At 63.1% G+C, this 16,838-nt stretch carries 13 protein-coding genes, 1 tRNA gene and 2 rRNA genes (1 of these 16 cut by a window edge); 8 read left to right on the top strand and 8 right to left on the bottom strand.

Annotated elements, in window-relative coordinates:
- The first annotated feature begins 235 nt into the window (after positions 1-235).
- From AC07UC_RS09675 to AC07UC_RS09655, 5 genes are read left to right on the top strand one after another with little or no spacing between them, the layout of a single operon-like run.
- Complete coding sequence (locus tag AC07UC_RS09675) at positions 236-1,222, top strand: ABC transporter permease (RefSeq protein WP_494905367.1); 987 nt, start codon at positions 236-238, stop codon at positions 1,220-1,222.
- Positions 1,219-2,049 carry an ABC transporter permease gene (locus AC07UC_RS09670; protein ID WP_494905366.1) on the top strand — a complete coding sequence of 277 codons (831 nt, stop codon included), beginning with the start codon at positions 1,219-1,221 and terminating at the stop codon, positions 2,047-2,049. The genes AC07UC_RS09675 and AC07UC_RS09670 overlap by 4 nt, the downstream gene beginning before the upstream one ends.
- A complete protein-coding gene (locus AC07UC_RS09665) occupies positions 2,046-2,891 on the top strand; it encodes an ABC transporter ATP-binding protein (RefSeq protein ID WP_494905365.1) in 846 nt (281 codons plus the stop codon). Before AC07UC_RS09670 ends, AC07UC_RS09665 begins: the two co-directional genes overlap by 4 nt.
- A complete protein-coding gene (locus AC07UC_RS09660) occupies positions 2,888-3,673 on the top strand; it encodes an ATP-binding cassette domain-containing protein (protein WP_494905364.1) in 786 nt (261 codons plus the stop codon). The genes AC07UC_RS09665 and AC07UC_RS09660 overlap by 4 nt, the downstream gene beginning before the upstream one ends.
- Entirely contained in the window at positions 3,670-4,176 is a 507-nt protein-coding gene (locus AC07UC_RS09655; protein ID WP_494905363.1) for an L-2-amino-thiazoline-4-carboxylic acid hydrolase, read from the top strand. The genes AC07UC_RS09660 and AC07UC_RS09655 overlap by 4 nt, the downstream gene beginning before the upstream one ends.
- Before the next feature lie 156 nt (positions 4,177-4,332).
- Here the strand turns inward: AC07UC_RS09655 and AC07UC_RS09650 are convergent, their stop codons facing one another.
- The 4 genes from AC07UC_RS09650 to AC07UC_RS09635 form a co-directional block, all read right to left on the bottom strand.
- Complete coding sequence (locus AC07UC_RS09650; protein ID WP_494905361.1) at positions 4,333-5,088, bottom strand: ATP-binding cassette domain-containing protein; 756 nt, start codon at positions 5,086-5,088, stop codon at positions 4,333-4,335.
- On the bottom strand, positions 5,081-6,142 hold the full coding sequence (locus tag AC07UC_RS09645; protein WP_140772210.1) for an ABC transporter permease subunit: 1,062 nt from the start codon (positions 6,140-6,142) through the stop codon (positions 5,081-5,083). Before AC07UC_RS09645 ends, AC07UC_RS09650 begins: the two co-directional genes overlap by 8 nt.
- Positions 6,143-6,242: 100 nt before the next feature.
- Positions 6,243-7,220, bottom strand: coding sequence for an ABC transporter substrate-binding protein (locus AC07UC_RS09640; protein WP_140772212.1), 978 nt, complete (start codon positions 7,218-7,220; stop codon positions 6,243-6,245).
- A gap of 449 nt (positions 7,221-7,669) precedes the next feature.
- Entirely contained in the window at positions 7,670-8,575 is a 906-nt protein-coding gene (locus AC07UC_RS09635; RefSeq protein WP_140772214.1) for a sugar-binding transcriptional regulator, read from the bottom strand.
- 288 nt (positions 8,576-8,863) lie between these two features.
- Here AC07UC_RS09635 and AC07UC_RS09630 point away from each other — a divergent pair, with 288 nt between their 5' ends.
- Both AC07UC_RS09630 and AC07UC_RS09625 read left to right on the top strand, forming a co-directional pair.
- Positions 8,864-9,772, top strand: a complete 909-nt coding sequence (locus AC07UC_RS09630) for a tagatose-bisphosphate aldolase (RefSeq protein ID WP_494905360.1) — start codon at positions 8,864-8,866, stop codon at positions 9,770-9,772.
- Positions 9,773-9,856: 84 nt separating this feature from the next.
- Entirely contained in the window at positions 9,857-11,302 is a 1,446-nt protein-coding gene (locus AC07UC_RS09625; protein WP_494905359.1) for an ROK family protein, read from the top strand.
- Between the two features lie 18 nt (positions 11,303-11,320).
- Here the strand turns inward: AC07UC_RS09625 and AC07UC_RS09620 are convergent, their stop codons facing one another.
- The gene (locus AC07UC_RS09620) at positions 11,321-12,100 is read right to left on the bottom strand and encodes a DeoR/GlpR family DNA-binding transcription regulator (protein WP_494905358.1); all 780 of its coding nucleotides are present in this window, start codon (positions 12,098-12,100) and stop codon (positions 11,321-11,323) included.
- 180 nt (positions 12,101-12,280) lie between these two features.
- Between AC07UC_RS09620 and AC07UC_RS09615 the strand changes: the two genes are divergently transcribed.
- Positions 12,281-13,063, top strand: a complete 783-nt coding sequence (locus AC07UC_RS09615; RefSeq protein WP_494905357.1) for a hypothetical protein — start codon at positions 12,281-12,283, stop codon at positions 13,061-13,063.
- A gap of 553 nt (positions 13,064-13,616) precedes the next feature.
- Here the strand turns inward: AC07UC_RS09615 and AC07UC_RS09610 are convergent.
- The 3 genes from AC07UC_RS09610 to AC07UC_RS09600 all read right to left on the bottom strand — a co-directional run.
- A tRNA-Met gene (locus AC07UC_RS09610) sits at positions 13,617-13,693 on the bottom strand.
- Between the two features lie 297 nt (positions 13,694-13,990).
- A 5S ribosomal RNA gene (rrf, locus tag AC07UC_RS09605) occupies positions 13,991-14,105 on the bottom strand.
- A 148-nt stretch (positions 14,106-14,253) separates the two neighbouring features.
- Positions 14,254-16,838, bottom strand: a 23S ribosomal RNA gene (locus tag AC07UC_RS09600) (it continues 270 nt past the right edge of the window).

Raw genomic sequence — 16,838 nt, 5'->3', positions numbered from 1 at the left:
GGTGCTCAGCTTCCACGGTGAGAGTTCCGTCGCGCCCCCCTCTGTCCTACCGGACATCTCCCCCACAAGGGGGGAGATTGGCAGTTTTTGCGCCTCGCTCAATCCTGCAGCGTTGGAAATTAGCGAAGACAGAGACAACAGCTGATCTCCCCCCTTGTGGGGGAGATGTCCGGCAGGACAGAGGGGGGCGCCGTAGAACTCGACCCTTATGGCTTAATCCGAGTGCGGCTTTCCCATGAACCGCGCCCTCACCCTCATCCGCCGCCGCCTCCTCGGCAGCATCTTCGTGCTGCTGATCGTCGTCATCGGCACCTTCCTCTTGCTCGAGGCCGCACCCGGCGACGCGGTCGACGCCTACATCGTCTCGACCGGCGGCGACGCCGGCATGATCGAATTGCTGCGCCATCGCTGGGGCCTCGACCAATCGGAACTGACGCGGCTGGCCAGCTACCTCTGGGCGCTGCTGCATCTGGATCTCGGCCAGTCGGTGACCTTCTCCAGGCCGATCCGCGACGTCATCCTCGAGCGCCTGCCCAACACGCTGCTGTTGATGGTCAGCGCCACCGCGCTGTCCTTCGGCCTCGGCTCGGCACTCGGCATCTATGCCGGCGCCAGGCCCGGCAGCGCCCGCGACCGCTTCCTGTCGATCGGTTCGCTGGCGCTCTATGCCGTGCCGGGTTTCTGGCTCGGCCTAGTGCTGATCGTGGTCTTTGCCGTCGACCTGCGCTGGCTGCCGATCGGCGGTATCGAGACGCTCGCCTCGGACAAGACCGGCCTCGACCGTGCGGCCGACATCGCCGTCCATCTCGTCTTGCCGGTTTGCGCCCTTGGCTTCATCTATCTGGCGCTCTACCTGCGCATGATGCGCGCCGGCATGGCCGAGGCCTGGCGCCAGGATTTCGTGCTGGCCGCCCGCGCCAGGGGGCTTTCGCGTCGCCGCATCGTGCTCGCCCACGTCGCCCGCAACGCGCTGCTGCCACTGGTCACCATGCTTGGCCTGCAGTCGGCGCAGATGCTCGGCGGCAGCGTCGTCATCGAGAGCGTCTTTTCCGTGCCCGGCCTCGGCCGGCTGGCGCAGGAAGCGGTGGCTTCGCGCGACACGCCCCTGCTGCTCGGCATCATCCTCACCAGCGCCGTCCTGGTCATCATCATCAACCTTCTCGTCGACATCGCCTATGCCTTCCTCGACCCGCGCGTTGGTGCCGGCGAGGCCAGCGCATGAACCCGCTGCGCCGCTTTCTGCGCACGCCCGAGGCCGTCGCCGGCGCCATCCTCTTGGCCGCGCTGATTGCGATGGCGCTCATCGCGCCGCTGCTGTTTCCAGGTGACCCGCAAGCCATCGCCGGCCCGGCGCTGCTGCCGCCTTTCCAGGATTGGTCGCTGCCACTCGGCACCGACCGGCTCGGCCGCGACGTGCTGGCGGAGCTTTTCCATGGCGCCCGCACCTCCCTGGTTGTCGGCCTAGCAGCGGCGGCGGCGGCACTCGCCATCGGCGCGGTGATAGGTACGCTGGCCGGCTTTGCCGGCGGCCTCGCCGACGAGGTGCTGATGCGCATCACCGATGCCTTCCAGACAGTACCCAGCTTCCTGCTCGCGCTGGCCTTCGTCAGCGTCGTCGGCCCGTCGCTCGGCATTGTCGTTGTGGCAATAGCGCTCGGCACCTGGACCGGACCGGCTCGAATAGCCCGCGCCGAAGTCCTCTCCATTCGCGAACGCGATTATGTCGCCAGTGCGCGCGCCATCGGCATGCACCCGCTCGAAATCGCCTTTCGCGAGGTGCTGCCTAACGCCTTGCCGCCGGTGCTGGCGATGTCCTCGGTGATCGTCGCCGCCGCCATCCTCACCGAGGCGGCCTTGTCGTTTCTCGGCCTTGGCGATCCCAACCTTGTCACCTGGGGCGGGATGATCGCCGAAGGCCGCGCGGTTCTGCGCACCGCGCCCTTCCTGTCGATCGTCCCGGGCATCGCCCTGGTGCTCACCGTGCTCGGCGTCTATCTCGCCGGCGAAGGCATCGTCGAGACGACGGCGGTCAGGAGAGGCCTGTCGTGACCGTGCTGGCTTCGAACCGCGACCTGACGGTGACCTACCGCCGCGACGGTCGCGAAGTGGCAGCGCTGAAAGGCGTCGGCTTCGATATTGTGGCTGGCGAGCGTCTGGCGATTATCGGCGAAAGCGGTTCAGGGAAAAGCACGCTGGCGTTGGCGATTGCGGGGCTTTTGCCGGCGAGCGCCAGGGTTGAAGGGCGGATCGATTGGTTCTGGCGAACACAACCAATCTTGGGCACCGTAGAGCGCCAACTTCGTCATCTTCGCGGTGGAGTTCCCCTCCTCGGTCGCGACATCGGCTTCGTCTTTCAGGACCCTTCCGCCAGCCTCGACCCCGTCATGACCATCGGCAAACAGATCGCCGAAGTCGCCCGCACTCATCTCGGCCTTACCTGGCCTCAGGCATACGCGAAGGCAAAGACCTTGCTCCAGCGCGTCCACCTGCCCGACCCGGACTCGGCCCTGCATGCCTTTCCGCATCAACTCTCCGGCGGCCAGAAGCAGCGCGTGGCGATTGCCGCCGCGATCGCTGCCGAACCGAAACTGCTGATCGCCGACGAAGCGACCAGCGCGCTCGACACCATCGTGCAGGCCGAGATCGTCGACTTGATCCGCAGGCTGGTGGCCGAGGATGGCATGACGCTGCTGTTCATCAGCCACGACATCGCGCTGGCGGCAGATCTCGCCGAGCGCATCGCCGTCTTCCGCCACGGCCAGCTGGTCGAGCTTGGCACGGCGGCGCGGATTGTCGGCGCGCCGGCCCAGCCCTACACCCGCGCGCTGCTCGACGCCCATATCGGCCTCGACGCCGAACCGCTGCTGAACCGAAGCGAGCTCCACGGATGAGCTTGCTCTCGGTGTCCAATCTCACCAAACGCTACCGTCGCAGCGGCAAGACCGTCATTGCGGCCGACGATGTCTCTTTTCATATCGAGCCCGGCGAAACATTGGCGCTGGCCGGCCCCTCCGGCAGCGGCAAGTCGACGATCGCGCGGCTGGTGCTGCGCCTGATCGAACCGGACGCCGGTCGCATCGAATTCGAAGGCGATGATTTCCTGGCCTTGAGTGGCGCTGCGCTTAGAGCACGCCGCGCTCGCCTGCAAATGGTGTTCCAGGATCCGCTTGCCGCCTTCAATCCGCGCGCCACGGTGGCGCGCGTGCTCGACGATCCCTTGCGCATCCATGGTATCGCCTCTCGCACTGAACGCCCGCGCCGCATTGCTGCCTTGCTCGAGCGTGTCGGGCTGACGGCCGATCTGGCGCCGCGCGCCATCCATGAAATTTCCGGCGGCCAGCGGCAGCGTGTAGCCATCGCCCGCGCCATCGCCACGAAGCCATCGCTGATCGTACTCGACGAGGCCGTGTCGGCACTCGACGTTTCGATACGCGGCCAGATCCTCGACCTGTTGCTTGACCTGCAAAGACAGGAACGGATCGCCTATCTCTTCATTTCCCATGATCTCGGCGTCGTCCGCGCGGTCGCCCACCGCGTCATCCTGCTCGATGCCGGGCGGATTGCCGAGAGCGGCGACGCCCGTGCCGTCATCGACGCACCGCAATCGGCCATTGGCAAGGCGTTGGTGGCAGCTGCGCCAAGGCTCAAAAGAACCACACAGGACGCATCATGACCGACCCAGAAGCCAGAGCCGAGAAACTGTCGCGCGAACTCGATTCCGCCTTCCGCAACCGCGCCGATCTCTACCGCCTCTTCCTCGACGAACTGACCGGAGAGCTGGGCACCGAGAAGGCGGAGGCGATCATGATCCGCGCCATCGAACAGCGCGGCAAGGAAGTGGCCGCGGCTGCCTTCGCCAGCTTCGGCGCCAATGATGCGCGCGCCATCGGCGAGGCCTTCCTGGCCGTCAGCCCGGATGGCGGCCAGATGTATCCGACCGATGTCGAGCGCGGCGATGACCGCATCGCCTTCAAGGTCAAACGCTGCCCGCTGAAGGATGCCTGGGTCGAGGCCGGCGTCGGCGATGAAAAGCTCGCCACGCTCTGCCGCATCGCCGGCGCCTTCGACCGTGGCCTGTTCGAGGCGACCGGCGTGCGCTTCGACAACGTCACCTGGACGCCGGGCCACGGCTCCGGCTGCTGCCACATCGCATTGACCAACCGCGATGCCGCCTAAGCAATCGACGGTCTAAGGTGTGTTGAGATTCAGGTCAGGCCGAGTCGAAAACGATGGCTTCCGAGAACCGGAGCGGAGCGTACTTAAAGTACGCGAGCACCGGAAGCGCAGGAGGCCGTCGTTTGCAGACCGGCATCACCTGAATATCAATCCACCTTAGCCGCCAACCATCAGTTTGACGACTTCGTCATGATTGGTCTCGGAGATCTTGCGCTCACCGGCCTGGACGCCGCGCCGCAGCACGACGATGCGATCCGAGGCCGCAAAGATGTCCTGCAGATTATGCGAGATGAAGATCACGCCGCGCCCTTGCGCCTTGAGCTGGTGGATCAGCGAAATGACCTTGCGCTGCTCCGGCACGCCAAGCGCGGCGGTCGGCTCGTCCATGATCAGGATCTGTGCATCCCAGTAGACGGCGCGGCCGATGGCGACGGCCTGGCGCTGGCCGCCGGAGAAGTTGCTGACCGGGGCCTCGAGCCGGCTGACATGGAAGTCCAGCCGGCCCATCGTCGCCTTGGCCGCCTCGGCCATGGCCTTGCGGTCTAGCACCGGCAGGAAGCCGAACGCCTTGCGCATCGGTTCGCGGCCGAGGAATATGTTGGCGCCGATCGACAGATTATCGGCGAGCGCGAGATCCTGGTAGATCGTCTCGATGCCCTTTTCGCGCGCCTCTTGCGGCGTCGCGAACGTCACCGGCTGGCCCCTGAGCAGGATTTCGCCGCCCGTCGGCTGGAACACCCCCGATATCGCCTTGATCAGCGTCGTCTTGCCGGCACCGTTGTCACCGGCCAGCGCCACCACTTCGCCCGGTCGCACGGCCATGGAGAAGTCGTTGAGCGCGCGCACGGCGCCGAAGTGCTTGGACAGGTTTCGAACCTCCAGCAGGGGCGTGGTCTGGTTGCTGCTATTCATCCTGACGGGCTCCACTGAACCGGCGTTGCGCCTGGTCGATAAGGACGGAAATGATGATGACGACGCCGACGGCGATGAACTGCCAGAACGGCTCGACATTGACGAAGACCAGCCCGTACTGGATGACCGCGATTACCAGCGCGCCGGCGACCGTGCCGAAGATGGTGCCGGAACCGCCGAACAGGCTGGCGCCGCCGATCACCACCGCCGCGACGCTGTCGAGCAGCAAGGGCTCGCCGGCTTGCGCCGCACCCGCCGTGAAGCGCGCGGCATAGAGCGCGCCGCCAAGGCCGGCACACATTGCCGACAGCACATAGAGCCGCAATATGTGGCCCCTGATATCGATACCGGAGCGACGCGCCGCCTGCACATTGGCGCCGATGGCATAATTGTGCTGGCCGAACCGGGTCTGGCTGAGCAGATAGTGCATCACGACGACGAAGATAGCGGTGATCAGCACCAGATAGGGCACGCCAAGGACCTTGCCGTTGCCGAGCAGCGCGAACCAGGAATTCTGCACCGGCACGGTCGTGCCGCCGGCAAGCAGGAACGCAGCACCGCGCGCGACGCCGAACATGCCGAGCGTGCCGATGAAGGGCGGCACCCTGAGGCGCGAGATGAGCAGGCCGTTGATGACGCCGGGCACGCCGGCAACGATGACCGCGGCGAGGATGCCCGCCAGCATGGCCAGCGGCAAGGGGATGGCAGCACCCGCCATGTTGGTGGCGTGCGCGGCGACGACGGCGGCAAGCCCCATGATGAAGCCGAGCGACAGGTCGATACCGCCCGAAATGATGACAAAGGTCTGCCCGGTCGCCAGCAGCAGCGGCGCCACGGCGAATATCGCGATGGACTGCAGGTTGAACGGATTGAGGACGAAGGTCACACCGAAGGCGAGCCTCGACCAGATCTCGAAACAGACGATCAGGCCGGCGAGGAACAGCCAGGCGCGCGCTTCGGCGATACGTCCGATCAGGCTTCTGGCCGGATCGCCGTGGTCGGCCTGAGGGGCGACATGCTTCTCGGCCGGTTGGGCTGGTGATGTCGAGGTCATGGATACTCCGCGGTGCGGCTGCCTTCAAACAGGTCCCGCCTCTGGCGAGGACCGGCACAGGCTCCTCCCGTTGAGCGGGAGGAGCCAAGCACGTCTGGACTTACTCGGAGTAGAGATACTTCGAGATGTTCGGGTCCGCGATGTTGGACTTGTTCATGATCGTGAAGCCGGTGCCGATCGTGACCGGGATCGAGTGGCCGGTCAGGTGGGCGTAGGCCGAGACAACGCCATAATAACCGATCTCGGCGGGATGCTGGGCAATCGCCACGTCGACCAGGCCGGTGTTGATGTTGTCGACGATGCTGGTCGGAGCATCGAAGGCAACCACCTTGACGGTGCCCGTCTGGCCGGCCTGCTTGACGCCATTGGCGGCACCCAGCGCCGAGAACAGATTGGCGCCGAACACGCCGACCAGGTCGGGATTGCGCGCGAACACCGCCTGCAGCTGCGAAGCCGCCTTGTTGGCGTCGTCGTCATTGAACTGGGTCTCCAGCACGGTGATGCCGGGATGATTTGCCATCTCCTTCTTGAAGCCCTCCTCGCGCTGGTCGGTGGTCGAGACGCCAGGCTTGACGTTCGAGACATAGACCTTGCCCTTGTCGCCAATGGCGGTTGCCAGCGCGCGCGCCGCGATCTCGCCGCCGAGAACATTGTCCGAGGCGATGTAGGACAGCGGGAAATCGGCATCGCCGGCACCGGTCTGGTAGACACCGCTGCCGATGAAGGTGTCGACGGTGATGACCGGAATGCCGGCATCATTGGCCTTGCGCAACGGCTCGACCAACTGGACCTTGTCGGTCGGTGCGATCAGGATCGCGTCCGGCTTCTTGGCGATGACCGCGTCAAGCACCGGCACCTGTGTGACCGGGTTGAAGTCCGAAGCTCCCTGGAAAACCAGGTTCACGCCGAGCGCGTCAGCCGCTGCCTGGGCACCCTTGCGCATGGTGATGTAGAAGCCGTCGGTGGTGAGGCCCGGAATGAGCGCGATGGTGTATTTCTTGTCCTGCGCCTGCGCGGGCGCGATCAACACCGTCGCGCTGACGGCGAGCGCCGCGAGCGCGGCAACGATCTTCTTCATGACATCCTCCTCATTATTGGCAGATCTGCCGTTGCGAGTGACATTGGAATGGCCGTCATCCGTGCAGAGACGGATGCCAACGGCCGTGAACGCCTGTTTGCCTTTCGCGGGCAGCTCCTCCCAAGCGCCCTCCAGTCAACATGTCGGCCGGTCAGCCGACCGGCGCACTGGGCCACAGCCCCGTCCTCTGCCTCCGAGAGGTCCGACAAACTGTGCCCCGCGCCACGCTTTGCCAGCGGGCGTTCGAACTTGTAATACTTTGCAGAAATAAATTGCAACCCGGTTTTTCCGAGCTTGCAGCGCCGGGATATTCACACAGTCCAACATCTGACCGCTCCGTGGAGCCCCGGCCAACTATTGCTCCGCGCCTTCGGCGACACAACCTATTTCGCGGCAGCGCCCTGGAGCCACCTCCAGAAGGGCAGCGTCAACGCGCTATTGCCGCCGGTCTATGTCTGCGAGAGGGTGGCCAGAATGGCCTGCGCGGTCTTGGTATCCGTCACCAGCGTGTTGATGAGTCCGGCGCGAACGGCGGCAATGATCGCCGTCGCCTTCTCCGGCGATGCGGCAACGCCGATGACCAGCGGCACGGCTCGCAGCTGCGCCGGCGACATTGCGATCATCCGGCTCTCCCCTTCCCAAGCGATCAGCGTGCCCTCGGCATCAAAATAATGGCGAAGCACGTCGCCGGCCGCATGAACGAGCGCCTGCTCACTGGGCGTGGCGGCACTTGCCTCCGGGGCATTGATGGCGTGCGGCAAGCCGATGCCAACGATCGCGACATCGGTCCTCTCCCACAAAGCGACGGCATCGCGAATGGCGGTGTCGCGCAGGAAGACCTCTCGCAATTCGGTGGACGGCAGATAAGGCGCATGGATGAAATGCGGTGTGCCGCCGAACTCCTCGGCGGCGAGTCGCACGAATTCGTTGACCTGAAAATGCGCCGCCTGCTGCTGCATGCCGCCGGTGGCGGCCACGGTCAGCACGCCCGGCATGCGCGGCAGGCCGGCCCGGATGACCTCGCGCACCGCGCGTCCCCAGCCGATGGCGACGACGGAGCCCGCCACCAGTTGCGCCTGCCTGAGCAGACCGCCAAGCGGCGCCGCGAGCGCCGCCAGCGTACCCGCCGCCGGCGTCTCCACCACCGCGGCATCCCGCAATTTCAAGCCGTCGACCAGCTGCCTTGTGATGTCCTCCGGTGTCGCAAGGTCGAGAACCTCGATGCGGACAATACCCTCGGCCCGCGCCCGCTGCAGCAGACGCGAAATCGTCGCGGTGGAGACACCGAGCTGCCGGGCGATGTCGACCTGCGACATCTCCTCCACGTAATGCAGCTTGGCCACCGTGTGCAGCATCGTCCGCGATGGGGTGGCATCCTGGATGGGAGAAACAGACAGCTTGCAATTCCTTTCAGCAACGTGTTACACACACATACGCCGACGGGAGTTATCGCGCAAATCCAGCCAACTCGCAACTTGCCGCCGATCCCTGGTCACAAGGCCGGCGAGGCGTCGTTCGCGAGGGCGGATGGCGCAGCACCTCGGCAAATCTCCCTGTCTGCCGGCAAGGCGGGCAGAACCGAATATTCTTGTTTTCACGGATCCGCGCCCTTCGTGAGAGAGCGCCAACATCGGATTGAGACCATGACGAAGATGACCACCGCGGAACTGCGCGGCTATCAGCAGATATGCGGCAAGGACGGGGCCATGGTGGCCATAGCCTGCGACCAGCGCGGCGGCATGCGGACCTTGCTGGCGTCCGACCCGGCCGAACAGGCCAGGATCACCAACGACATGCTTGGCGACACCAAGGCGGATATCACGCGCTACCTCGCCAGTGCCGCATCCTGCGTGCTGCTCGACCCGCTCTGCGCGGTGCCGCGCATTGTCGACGAGGGTGTGCTGAACCGCGATACGGCGCTTCTCATCGGCCTCGACGCTTCCGGTTTCGACGTCTCGCCCGAGGGTTACCGTCTGTCGCGCCTGGTTCCAGACATCGACGCGCGCCGTGTCCGCGCACTCGGCGGCACGGGCGGCAAGATCATGGTGTATCTGCGGGCCGACAAGCCTGAAGCCAACGAGCACAACATCGCCATCCTGCGCCAGTGCATCGCCGATTTCGGGCAGGAAGACCTGCTGCTGGTCGTCGAGTTCCTGACCTATCAGCTCGAAGGCGAAAGCCCCGAGGACTATGCGGCCAAGACACCGTGGCTGGTCGAGGAAGGCACCAGGATTTCGCTCGACTGCGGCGCCAAGGTGCTGAAGCTTCCCTACCCCGGAACGCCGCAAGCTTGCGCCAACATCACCAAAATGGCCGGTGAGGTGCCTTGGGCCGTGCTTTCGGCCGGCGTCAACCACGCCACCTTCCTCGGCCAGGTCGAGATCGCCATGCAGAACGGCGCCTCGGGCGTCATCGCCGGCCGCTCGCTTTGGAAGGACTGCATCTCGCTCGACCGTGACATCCAGCGCGAAAGGCTTAAGACCATCGCGGTGCCGCGATTGCGTGAGATCCAGGCCGTGATCGGGCACTACCGGCAAAAAGCCGCTGCCTGATAGTCGAATTTGGACTAGAGCTATTCCAGCAAAAGTGTGAAGCGGTTTGCGTCCGGAATTGCGTGAAAACAAATGCAGGACGCCATGCCTCTCAGCATAGGAATCGACATCGGCGGCACCAATCTGCGTGCCGCCCGCATCGCCGAGACCGGTGAGATCCTCAAGCGCGTTTCCGAAAAGAGCGCGCCCGACCCCGAGCTGGTGCTCGGCCGCATCGCCGACATGGTGCGCCTTCTCGACACGCCTGATGTGAAGGCCATCGGCGTCGGTGTTCCCGGCCGCGTCGACGCGCGGCGCGGCGCGGTCCTGTCAGGCGGCTATGTCAACCTCGCCTCGGTTGCACTGGCGCGGCGCCTGGAAGACATGACGGGCAAGCCTGTCGTCATCGACAATGACTGCAACATGGCGCTGGCCGCCGAGATGGCGCTCGGCGCCGGGCGTGGTCACGGCAACATTGTCATGTTCACTATCGGCACCGGCATTGGCGGCGCTGTCGCCCAGGATCGGCGGATCACGCGTGGCTCGGCAACGGCAGGGCAGCTTGGCCACATCACTGTCGACGTCGATGGCGAGGTCTGCGCCTGCGGCCGCCGCGGCTGCGTCGAGACCACCAGTTCGGGCACGGCGCTCGGCCGTCACATTGCACGCGCCGGGCTCGGCCCCGGCATTTCGGTCGATCAGCTCTTTGCCCGCGATACGGCGGGCGACACCACCGCGCGCGGCGTACTGGATGCCTGGGCGAGGCCGCTGCGCGCCGCCATCGACACCGCCGTTGCGGTGCTCGATCCCGACCTGGTGCTGCTTGGCGGCGGCCTCGGCCGGGCGGCGCACCTAGCGCTCGGCCGCGCACCGGCGCTGGCGCCCTGGTATCAATGCCAGGTCGAACCCGCGCAGCTCGGTGATGACGCCGGTGTGATCGGAGCCGGCCTGCAGGCCCTGGCGGGGGAGCCGCATGCCGTTTCGGTTGCCCCCTCGGCCCTGTCCGGCCAGATCAAGCGCGCGGTGCTCGTCAACGGAATCCCCGCCAGCGGCAAGAGCACCGTCTCGCGCGGCATCGCCGATCGCATGGGCTGGCCCTTGCTGGCGCTCGACACGATCAAGAACCCGTTTCTCGAAGTGCTCGGCGGCGGCGACCGCCTGTTCAACCGCACGCTCGGCCGCGCCAGCTACCAGGCGATCTGGTCCGTCGTCGGCGAAGCTCCCGCCGGGACCACCGTAATCGTCGACGCCTGGTTCGGCTTCCAGCCACGCGAGGTTCTGGAGGATCATCTGCGAAAAGCCGGTGTCGGGCAGACCGTTGAAGTATGGTGCCACGCGCCAGGCGAAGTGCTTGCCGAGCGATACGGCGCCCGACTCGACCAGCGCCCCGCCGGCCATCCCGGTGCCGCCTATATTCCCGAACTGATCGAGCTCGCCAAGCGCGCCGAGCCGTTGCGGCGCGGGCCGCTCTTCAACGTCGACACCACGAAACCGATCGACTTCGATGCGATCACGGCCTGGCTGCGAGCCAAAATGGCTGGCGACGCATAGATAGCCGGGCGGTCCCGTTCAGCCGCCCAGGACGTGGAGTTCCGTGCCAGCCGCTTCGATGACGGCGCGCAGCGCCGGCTGCGGCTCACGATCGGTGACGATGTCGGAAAGCTCGCCGATTGCGCAGACGCGTTCGAGGCTGTTGCGGCCGAACTTGTCATGGGTCACCACAAGCGCTGTCGACAGCGCTCGTGCAATCATTGCTCGTTTCACGGCGGCCGCCCCCGAGATCATGTCGCTGGGCCCATCCACGGACAGGCTTGAGGCGCCGATGATCGCAACATCGGCATTGTAGCGCCTGACGAATTCCACAGTGTCCTCGCCGAGCACGCTGGCTTCGCGGCTGTCATAGGTGCCGGGGCACAGGATAACCCGGAAGGTTGGATTGGCGCCGGCCACCGAGGCGACACCGATGGAGTTGGTGATGATGGTCAGGTCGCGCCTTAGCTGCGAGAGATTGCGCGCCGCCTCGTAAGTCGTCGAGCCGCCGTCGATCATCACGATCTGGCCTTTCTCAACCAGCCCGGCTACGCCACGCCCGATCCGGGCGCGCTCCTCGATCATGGTCTGGCTGCGCTCGGCGATCACAGGCTCGGATGTCACCAGCGAGATCGTCGCGCCGCCATAGGTCCGGTTGAGCAATCCCGCGTCGCCAAGCTCGATAAGATCGCGCCGAATCGTTTCGCCGGCGACACCAAGGCGCATTGCGAGCCTGGAGATACGGATGGAGGCCGAGCGCCGCACTTCCGACAGAATGAGCTCATGCCGCTCCTTCTTCGATAGCCGGCTTTGTTCCATGATCGATCCTCCGCGAAATTGACACTATTAACCATGCCGAAGCGGATGGGAAAGGAGTCTCGCGGGGCCCGGCTGATTTGCCTCGGGTCGAGCGGTTCAAGCCGGATGCCGGCTGACAAGTGCAAGCGCTGCTGATCAGATGACGTCCTGACGAATCGCCGCAAAACGACGGAGATCGCAATGCATGTCGTGACATTGCTGAAGGCTGATATGTTCGACGTCGAGATCGACGGCAAGCCCGCTTCGATCGCGCAGGCCTTGCCGGACTGGAACCCGCATGACCGGTTCGGCCTGGTGATCGACGATGCGCTTGGCGGCATCGGTGCCACCCATCTGCTGCAGATCGCCATCACCTCCTTCTACGACATCAAGCCAAGCCGCCGCACCGAGCTCACGGTCTATCCGGAGATCTATGCCTTCCACATCGGCAAGGGTCATGGCGCGCATGCACCATATGATTTCTGGCCGGCCCGGCGTGAGGTGATCACCTCGCGCGATCATCGCGAGGTACTCGACGCCATCAATGATCGCGGCATCACGAGGCTGGCCGTTCCCGACCGCGCACCGCGCGATGTCGTGCATCGGCCGAAGGAGGTCGATGCCGCGCTGGACCGCATTGCCTCGGCATTCGTTTACAGTCCGTCGGGCCGGGTCCCGGATCCCGACCTGGTCATTTCTGGCAACGACAAGCGGACCGAATACAATCCCAACAGTGCCTTGCGACCGCGCTACACCGACAGCCGGCCGGCTTCTGTTTCAACGGCGGCCAAGCCGGTCAAGGAACTCGACTCGTCCTACCAGGACTGGCTTCGCAAGCGCGAGCACGATTTGACCGCCGAGGAACGCGCCTTTGTCGAACGCCGCCGCCAAGAGTTGAGACGGGACGGCCTCGTCACCGAAACCTATCGCCGCGTCGGCGTCCGTGAGGCCTTGATGCGATTGGCATCGGCCGGGCTCGGCTGAGGCCGGCTTTCCGCCCTTGCCCGAGGCGAGAAGCGTGCCGATGCCGACGCCGTCGGGGATGCTTGGTTTGGGATTTTTATGGTGGGTCGATTTTCTGGTCATAGGCGCAGTGAAGGCGGGAGGGAGGGAACCTGACCGGCATTATTCGTCTGGGCCTGGTTTTGGATGGCGGCTCTGATTCGGCCTTCGCCGTTGGGCCGGGCGTTTGGGACTGGCTTGGGTCTGGGCTTTGCCGGGCCGCGTCAGCGGAGGCTGAGCCCCCGGATGCTGGGAGCGGATTGATGGCGGCGGCCGCCTTCCGAGACGGGAACGGCCCGCGGGCTGTGAGCCAGGCGGGCTGATTTCGGGTGTTGTGGTTCATCCGGATAGCAAAACGGCCCGCCGGCGGGGATGCCGGGCGGGCCGTTTGTGATGTTGGTTTTGGGGCAGAATTTGAGTTTTCTGTCCCGCGGCGTCGGCTTTGCCTCCTTGGGGCCCCTGATGGCGGGTTAAAATCGGCCGGCCCCACGGCAAAATGCAAAAGAGCCCGCACGATGGCGGGCTCTTTTGTATTTGGTTGCGGGGACAGGATTTGAACCTGTGACCTTCAGGTTATGAGCCTGACGAGCTACCGGGCTGCTCCACCCCGCGTCAACCCTAGGCAAGCGCTTGCTTGCTGACCTAGGCAAGCGTTTTCTTGCCGAACTAAGCAAGCGTTTGCTTGCTGATCCGAGCAAGCGTTTGCTTGCTTTGGACGTAAGCGCACACCTACGAATAGGATGGCCTACAAATAGGTAGATGGCTCACCAAATGAAAGGGCCGCTTACGCGGCCCGTGTTTCCCGTTGGCGGGCCTTGTTCGTAGAGAGAAGATTTCATCACGTCGCCCCAAAAATCGGCTTCGATTTTTGGAAAGTACGATGTGACACATAAAACGTGCGTTTAGCAGACCTGGCAGCGACCTACTCTCCCGCGTCTTGAGACGAAGTACCATCAGCGCTGGAGCGTTTCACGGCCGAGTTCGGAATGGGATCGGGTGCAGCCGCTCCGCCATAACCACCAGGTCGGCAAAACGCACGTTATTCGAGAAGCTTTTGAGCAAAGAGCACGAAGAGGCGTCGGCAGCGGAGCTGTCGGGTGCCTCTCGGGGCTGTTCGCTGGTCTTTATGTGCCTGTCATCCTCCATTGGAGCGATGAGCATAAGGAATGAGAACGATCAAGCCGATCGAACTATTAGTACCGGTAAGCTTCAAGCGTTGCCGCTCTTCCACACCCGGCCTATCAACGTGGTCGTCTTCCACGGTTCTCAGGGAATACTCGTTTTAAGGTGGGTTTCCCGCTTAGATGCCTTCAGCGGTTATCCCGTCCGGATATAGCTACCCTGCTATGCGGCTGGCGCCACAACAGGTCCACCAGAGATCCGTCCATCCCGGTCCTCTCGTACTAGGGACAGATCCTTTCAATATTCCTACACCCACGGCAGATAGGGACCGAACTGTCTCACGACGTTCTGAACCCAACTCACGTACCGCTTTAAATGGCGAACAGCCATACCCTTGGGACCTGCTCCAGCCCCAGGATGCGATGAGTCGACATCGAGGTGCCAAACAACCCCGTCGATATGGACTCTTGGGGGTCATCAGCCTGTTATCCCCGGCGTACCTTTTATCCGTTGAGCGATGGCCCTTCCACGCGGGACCACCGGATCACTATGACCGACTTTCGTCTCTGCTCGACTTGTCAGTCTCGCAGTCAGGCAGGCTTATGCCATTGCACTCAGCGAACGATTTCCGACCGTTCTGAGCCCACCATCGCGCGCCTCCGTTACTCTTTAGGAGGCGACCGCCCCAGTCAAACTACCCACCATACATTGTCCCGGACCCGGATAACGGGCCGCGGTTAGACATCCATAGTAATAAGGGTGGTATTTCAAGGGTGGCTCCACCTGAGCTGGCGCCCAGGTTTCAAAGCCTACCACCTATCCTACACATGCCACTACGAATGCCAATGTAAAGCTATAGTAAAGGTGCACGGGGTCTTTCCGTCTAACCGCAGGAACCCCGCATCTTCACGGGGAATTCAATTTCACTGAGTCTATGCTGGAGACAGCGGGGAAGTCGTTACGCCATTCGTGCAGGTCGGAACTTACCCGACAAGGAATTTCGCTACCTTAGGACCGTTATAGTTACGGCCGCCGTTTACTGGGGCTTCGATTCAGAGCTTGCACCCCTCCTCTTAACCTTCCAGCACCGGGCAGGCGTCAGACCCTATACGTCGTCTTGCGACTTCGCAGAGCCCTGTGTTTTTGATAAACAGTCGCTACCCCCTGGTCTGTGCCACCCTCCTCTACTTGCGTAGAAAAGGGTCACGCTTCTTCCGAAGTTACGCGTGCAATTTGCCGAGTTCCTTCAGCATAGTTCTCTCAAGCGCCTTGGTATACTCTACCAGACCACCAGTGTCGGTTTCGGGTACGGTTTATAAGGAGGAGCTATTTCCTGGAACCACGCAGCAGCCCGTTCAATCCGATAAGATTGGACTACCTCAATGATCCGTCACTACCTCCAAGCCCACGAATATTAACGTGGTTCCCATCGACTACGCGTTTCCGCCTCGTCTTAGGGGCCGGCTAACCCTGCTCAGATTAGCTTTAAGCAGGAACCCTTGGTCTTTCGGCGGGGGAGTCTCTCACTCCCCTTACGTTACTCATGTCAGCATTCGCACTTCTGATACCTCCACCACCCCTCACGGGTATGGCTTCATCAGCTTACAGAACGCTCCGCTACCGCTCGTATTGCTACGAACCCTAAGCTTCGGTGTATGGCTTTAGCCCCGTTACATTTTCGGCGCAAAGACCCTTATTTAGACCAGTGAGCTGTTACGCTTTCTTTAAATGATGGCTGCTTCTAAGCCAACATCCTGGTTGTTTTGGGATCCTCACATCCTTTCCCACTTAGCCATAACTTGGGGACCTTAGCTGTAGGTCAGGGTTGTTTCCCTTTTCACGACGGACGTTAGCACCCGCCGTGTGTCTGCCGACTAGTACTCCCAGGTATTCGGAGTTTGGTTAGGTTTGGTAATCCGGTGAGGACCCCTAGCCCATCCAGTGCTCTACCCCCTGGGGTATTCGGTCGACGCTCTACCTAAATAGATTTCGCGGAGAACCAGCTATTTCCGAGTTTGATTGGCCTTTCACCCCTAGCCACAAGTCATCCCGAACTATTGCAACAGTTATGGGTTCGGTCCTCCAGTAAGTGTTACCTTACCTTCAACCTGCTCATGGCTAGATCACTCGGTTTCGGGTCTAATGCGACGAACTGAACGCCCTGTTCAGACTCGCTTTCGCTGCGCCTACACCTAGCGGTTTAAGCTTGCTCGTCACACTAAGTCGCTGACCCATTATACAAAAGGTACGTGGTCACCCTTGCGGGCTCCCACTGTTTGTAGGCAATCGGTTTCAGGTACTCTTTCACTCCCCTTGTCGGGGTGCTTTTCACCTTTCCCTCACGGTACTAGTTCGCTATCGGTCATGCACGAGTACTTAGGCTTGGAGGGTGGTCCCCCCAATTTCAGACAGGATTTCACGTGTCCCGCCTTACTCGAGGACGATTGATTGCATTACGCGTACGGGGCTGTCACCCACTATGGCCCTACTTTCCAGAAGGTTCCGCTTGTCTCTCAATCGCCACTGGCCTGGTCCGGGTTCGCTCGCCACTACTTCCGGAGTCTCGGTTGATGTCCTTTCCTACGGGTACTTAGATGTTTCAGTTCCCCGCGTTCGCCACTTTACCCCTATGTAT

It is taken from the genome of Mesorhizobium sp. GW821-FHT04C10, assembly GCF_059420305.1.
Note: the sequence above shows the minus strand (reverse complement) of the source record. Positions and strands in the feature narration are given on the sequence as shown.

Coding starts and splice junctions, on each gene's coding strand:
- AC07UC_RS09635 (WP_140772214.1), bottom strand. CDS start 8,575: ATGCTGCACACGGTGGCCAAGCTGCATTACGTGGAGGAGATGTCGCAG.
- AC07UC_RS09660 (WP_494905364.1), top strand. CDS start 2,888: ATGAGCTTGCTCTCGGTGTCCAATCTCACCAAACGCTACCGTCGCAGC.
- AC07UC_RS09620 (WP_494905358.1), bottom strand. CDS start 12,100: ATGGAACAAAGCCGGCTATCGAAGAAGGAGCGGCATGAGCTCATTCTG.
- AC07UC_RS09630 (WP_494905360.1), top strand. CDS start 8,864: ATGACGAAGATGACCACCGCGGAACTGCGCGGCTATCAGCAGATATGC.
- AC07UC_RS09615 (WP_494905357.1), top strand. CDS start 12,281: ATGCATGTCGTGACATTGCTGAAGGCTGATATGTTCGACGTCGAGATC.
- AC07UC_RS09650 (WP_494905361.1), bottom strand. CDS start 5,088: ATGAATAGCAGCAACCAGACCACGCCCCTGCTGGAGGTTCGAAACCTG.
- AC07UC_RS09655 (WP_494905363.1), top strand. CDS start 3,670: ATGACCGACCCAGAAGCCAGAGCCGAGAAACTGTCGCGCGAACTCGAT.
- AC07UC_RS09640 (WP_140772212.1), bottom strand. CDS start 7,220: ATGAAGAAGATCGTTGCCGCGCTCGCGGCGCTCGCCGTCAGCGCGACG.
- AC07UC_RS09625 (WP_494905359.1), top strand. CDS start 9,857: ATGCCTCTCAGCATAGGAATCGACATCGGCGGCACCAATCTGCGTGCC.
- AC07UC_RS09670 (WP_494905366.1), top strand. CDS start 1,219: ATGAACCCGCTGCGCCGCTTTCTGCGCACGCCCGAGGCCGTCGCCGGC.
- AC07UC_RS09645 (WP_140772210.1), bottom strand. CDS start 6,142: ATGACCTCGACATCACCAGCCCAACCGGCCGAGAAGCATGTCGCCCCT.
- AC07UC_RS09675 (WP_494905367.1), top strand. CDS start 236: ATGAACCGCGCCCTCACCCTCATCCGCCGCCGCCTCCTCGGCAGCATC.